This window comes from Caulobacter sp. B11 (assembly GCF_002737765.1).
GTDB lineage: Bacteria > Pseudomonadota > Alphaproteobacteria > Caulobacterales > Caulobacteraceae > Caulobacter.
The window spans coordinates 1-4,275 of record NZ_PEGG01000151.1; the positions used below are offsets into that span (position 1 = coordinate 1).

Below are 4,275 nucleotides of genomic sequence, written 5' to 3' on the forward strand. Positions count from 1 at the left end.
TGGGGACCCGGCTCGGCCAGGGCCATTTCAAGCTTCAGCCGGGTCAGGGGCGTGCGCAGGTCGTGGCTGACCGAGGCCAGCAGCACCGTGCGCTGCTCGATATGGCGCTGGATGCGGGCCTTCATGGCCAGGAAGGCCTGGGCGGCCTTGCGCACCTCGCTGGCCCCGTGCGGCTTGAACGCCGCCTCGTCGACACCGCGCCCGAAGGCGTCGGCGGCCTCGGCCAGGCGTTCGATGGCCCGCACCTGGTTGCGAATGAACAGGATGGCCACCGCCGTCAGCAACAGGGTCGCCACCACCATCCACAGGATGAAGATGTGACCCTGGGTGGCGAAGGCCCGATCGCGGGGCGCGATGATCCGCAGCACGCCCTCGTCGACCTGAACCCGGATGTCGACATGGCCGGGATAGCGGGTGGTGTCGAACCAGAACGGCGCCTCGAGGCGGTCGGTCAGGGCGGTGCGCAGGGCGCGGTCCAGCGAGGCGAAGATCGACGGCCTCTGGCCGGTGGGCAGCTTGCGGCCCTTCTGCAGGGCGATCGACAGCGACATCGAGTCCTCGGCGCGCTGGGCCATCTTGGCCACGGCGGTCGGCGAGGGATCGTCCTGATAGGTCTGCACCGCCCAGGCGACGTCGCCGGCCAGGCCCTCGGACAGGCGGCTGGTGACGGTCTCCCAATGGGCGTCGAAGAAGGCCCAGGTGACGGCGATCTGCATCACCGCCACCGGCAGGATGATGATCAGCAGGCTGCGCCCGAACAGCGAGGTCGGCAGCCAGCGCTTGATCTGGCGGGGGATGAACAGGCGGGTGCGCAGGCGCATCACTGAGATCCTCCCCCCATCGGGGGAGGTGGCCCGGAGGGCCGGAGGGGGAAGTTCCTCAGGCCGGGGGTCCGCTTCCCCCTCCGTCCGCTTCGCGGACACCTCCCCGCCAGGGGGAGGATCTGATCAGCAAGGCCCCCATCAATCCGGCGCCAGCCGATAGCCCACGCCGCGCACGGTCTGCAGATAGCGGGGGTTCTTGGGGTCGGGTTCGATCTTGCGGCGCAGGCGAGTGACCTGGACGTCGACCGCCCGGCCGGTGGCGTCGACCGTGTCGCGGGCCAGTTCCAGCCGGTCGACCGGCTCGTGCGCCACCCGGGCCAGACGACGCAGCAGGGCCACCTCGGCCTCGGTCAGGCGCACGGGCTCGCCGTCGCAGGTCAACTCGCCGCGCTCGGGCTCGAAGGCGCAGCGGCCCAGGCTGAGCTGGCGCGGGCCCGAGGGCTTGGGCGCGGCGCGGCGCAGGATCGCCTCGATGCGCAGCAACAGCTCCTGTGGCTCGAACGGCTTGGCCAGATAGTCGTCGGCTCCGTGGGTCAGCCCCTCGATCCGATCACCGGTCTGGTCGCGGGCGGTCAGCATCAGGATCGGCGTGCGGCCGACCTCGCCGCCCCTGGCCCGCAGCCGCCGGGTGAACGAGAACCCGTCCTCGCCCGGCATCATCACGTCCAGCACCAGCAGGTCGAAGTCCATGGCGCCGATCAGGCGATCGGCATGGGCCGCGTCGGCGGCGGCGCTGACCCGGAAGCCGGATCGGGTCAGGAAGGTCTTGAGCAGGGTGCGGATGCGGTCGTCGTCATCGACCACCAGCAGATGCCGCTCGCGACGCTCGTCGGGGCTCATGGGACCTCCTTGCGGATCAAGCCGACGCCCTGACGGGGCCCGGCCAGGGCGGCCAGGATACGGCGCGTTCCGACCACTCCGTCCAGGCCGCCGGTGCGATAGGCCCGGCCCAGCAGGGCGCGCAGGCGCTCCGACACCCGGGCCTCGAAGTCGACGCCCGCCTCGGTCAGCACGGCGGGCCGACGGCGGGCGTCCAGCTCCCCGGCGGCCTTCTGCGCTAAGCCCAGGCGCTGCAGGTCGGACAGGGTCTTGCTGGCGGCCTGTTTCGACAGGCTGGTCAGGCGCGACAGGTCCTGCACCCCGATCCCCGGCCGGCGTCGCAGCAGGAAAGCGGCGCGCCAGTGCGAGCGCCCCAGGCCCGCGGCCTCGCTCTCCAGGGCGGTGTCGACCGCCGCCCACAGCGCGGCCTCGGCGAGCAGCAGCAATTCGAGCCCGCTGTCGAGTTCCTCATCCCGCAGGATCAGTCGAGGGTCGGCGGCGATCACCACCCGCAGGCGTCCATTTTATTTGACCTTCCACGCCCCTCGGCGTCTAAGAACCGAGTTCCAAATAAGGAGGTCTTGGACCGATGTCTCTCGTTCCCTTTGACGATCGCGACGGTTGGATCTGGCTGGATGGCCAGTTCGTTGCCTGGCGGGACGCGAAGGTGCACGTACTGACCCACGGCCTCCACTACGGCTCCTCGGTGTTCGAGGGCGAGCGCATGTACGGGGGCGAGATCTTCAAGCTCACCGAACATACAGAGCGCCTGTTCAAATCGGCCGAAATCCTCGACTTCGAGATCCCCTACACGGTGGCCGAGATTGACGAGGCCTGCAAGGCGACGGCGGCCAAGAACGGCCTGACCGACTGCTATGTTCGGCCGATCGCCTGGCGCGGCAGCGAGATGATCGGCGTCTCGGCCCAGCAGAGCAAGATCCATGTGGCCATCGCCACCTGGGAATGGCCCAGCTATTTCGACCCGGAGACCAAGGCCCGCGGCATCCGCCTGACCTGGGCCAAGTACAACCGGCCCTCGCCGACCAGCGCCCCGACCGCCGCCAAGGCCGCCGGCCTTTACATGATCTGCACCATCTCCAAGCACGCCGCCGAAAAGGACGGTTATGCCGACGCGATGATGCTCGACTATCGCGGCTATGTGGCCGAGGCCACCGGCGCCAACGTGTTCTTCGTCAAGGACGGCGTGATCCACACCCCGACCCCCGACTGCTTCCTCGACGGCATCACCCGTCGCACGGTGATCGAACTGGCCGAGAAGCGTGGCTACAAGGTGGTGACCCGGTTCATCGAGAAGCCGGAGCTGGCCGAGTTCAGCGAGTGCTTCATCGTCGGCACCGCCGCCGAGGTCACCCCGGTCTCGGAGGTCGGCGAATTCCGCTTCACCCCCGGCAAGATCTCGCTGACCCTGATGGACGACTATGCGCGCCTGGTGCGCCGCGAACTGGTCGACGCCTGATCTAAAGGTCCAGATCCCTTCTCCCCTCGCGGGAGAAGGTGTTTGGAGTCAATCGATCGGCCCGACCTTGGCCTCCAGCTCGGCGAGGCGCTGACGGGTGGCCGCGAAGTCCGAGCCGAAGCGGGCCGGGTCGGCGGCGGCCAGGCGGGCCGAGACGTCGAAGCTTTCCCGGTAGAGCGCCAGGGCCCGCATGCGGTGGCCACGATCCTCACGGACGTCGGCCAGCCGTTCCAGCGAAATCGACAGGGCGGCCTGGGCGTTGGGATCGGCGGCCTCGCGACCGCCGGTCGAGCGGCGCAGGGCCAGGGATTCCTCGAAGGCGGTCAGGGCTTCGTCCAGCCGTCCCTCGGCCTCGGCCACGTCGCCGACCCCTGACAGGGATCCCGCCAGAAGGTCGATGGCCGGGGCCGCGTCGGGCGCGGTGCGCAGGGCGTCGCGGGCGAAGGACACCGCCTCGGCATAGGCCTCGGCCGCCTCGTCCAGACGCCCCTGGCCGTGCATGAAATCGCCCAGGTCGCGGGCGGCGATCGCCCGCTGCTGATCATCGCGGGCGGCGCGCTTCATCCGGTCGAGCGCCTGGGCGGCCTCGGACCAGCGTTCGGCGCGGCTGTGGGACACCAGTTCGGCGCGCAGGGACTCAAAGGTCGGCGACGGCGCGGCGCTGGGCGCCGCCTCGACGGTGGCCGGGGCCGGCTGGACCACCGGGCGGGGGCTCGGGCGCGACCGACGGCGTCCATTGGCCGATCGGCACGGCGATCGGCGGATCGTCGGCCATGGCCAGACCGAGCGGCTCGGGCTTGCGCCGGGGCTTGGGCTTGGGCCGCGGCTCAGGGCGGCGACGATCAGGAGCCCCCCACGATCACCGCCGCCACGCCCACGATGTTCCGGTGCGGTTCGAAGGGACCGAGATCCAGGTCCGTGGCCCACCCCCCAAGGGCGCCCAGCCGGCGATCACGTATCCCGTCGTCGCCAGGATCGCCCCCAGGGCCATCCCCACGATTCGAGCCAACATTCCCTGTCCCCCATCCGTCCGGACGGACAAGACAACCGAGCCCGTCAGGGGCGTCGAGCCGTCTCAACCGTCAGGGAAGCCCGGGGCAAAGCGACGTCGGAAGCGGCGCCGCAGGGCCCGGGCGCCATTAAATCAGCCACGTC

5 protein-coding genes are annotated in these 4,275 nt (G+C 70.2%); 1 reads left to right on the forward strand and 4 read right to left on the reverse strand.

The window, feature by feature from the left end; translation table 11 throughout:
• The 3 genes from CSW58_RS07460 to CSW58_RS07470 form a co-directional block, all read right to left on the reverse strand.
• Positions 1–821 (reverse strand): HAMP domain-containing protein (locus CSW58_RS07460; RefSeq protein WP_143755120.1); only part of this gene is annotated, 821 nt, incomplete at its 3' end.
• A 141-nt stretch (positions 822–962) separates the two neighbouring features.
• Positions 963–1,664, reverse strand: a complete 702-nt coding sequence (locus CSW58_RS07465) for a response regulator (RefSeq protein WP_099446866.1) — start codon at positions 1,662–1,664, stop codon at positions 963–965.
• The gene (locus CSW58_RS07470) at positions 1,661–2,152 is read right to left on the reverse strand and encodes a MarR family winged helix-turn-helix transcriptional regulator (protein ID WP_236627706.1); all 492 of its coding nucleotides are present in this window, start codon (positions 2,150–2,152) and stop codon (positions 1,661–1,663) included. The genes CSW58_RS07465 and CSW58_RS07470 overlap by 4 nt, the downstream gene beginning before the upstream one ends.
• Before the next feature lie 80 nt (positions 2,153–2,232).
• Here CSW58_RS07470 and CSW58_RS07475 point away from each other — a divergent pair, with 80 nt between their 5' ends.
• On the forward strand, positions 2,233–3,120 hold the full coding sequence (locus tag CSW58_RS07475; RefSeq protein ID WP_099446868.1) for a branched-chain amino acid aminotransferase: 888 nt from the start codon (positions 2,233–2,235) through the stop codon (positions 3,118–3,120).
• A gap of 48 nt (positions 3,121–3,168) precedes the next feature.
• Here the strand turns inward: CSW58_RS07475 and CSW58_RS07480 are convergent, their stop codons facing one another.
• Positions 3,169–3,822 (reverse strand): tetratricopeptide repeat protein, encoded by a 654-nt coding sequence (locus CSW58_RS07480; protein WP_236627707.1) that lies wholly within the window; start codon positions 3,820–3,822, stop codon positions 3,169–3,171.
• Positions 3,823–4,275 lie beyond the last annotated feature (453 nt).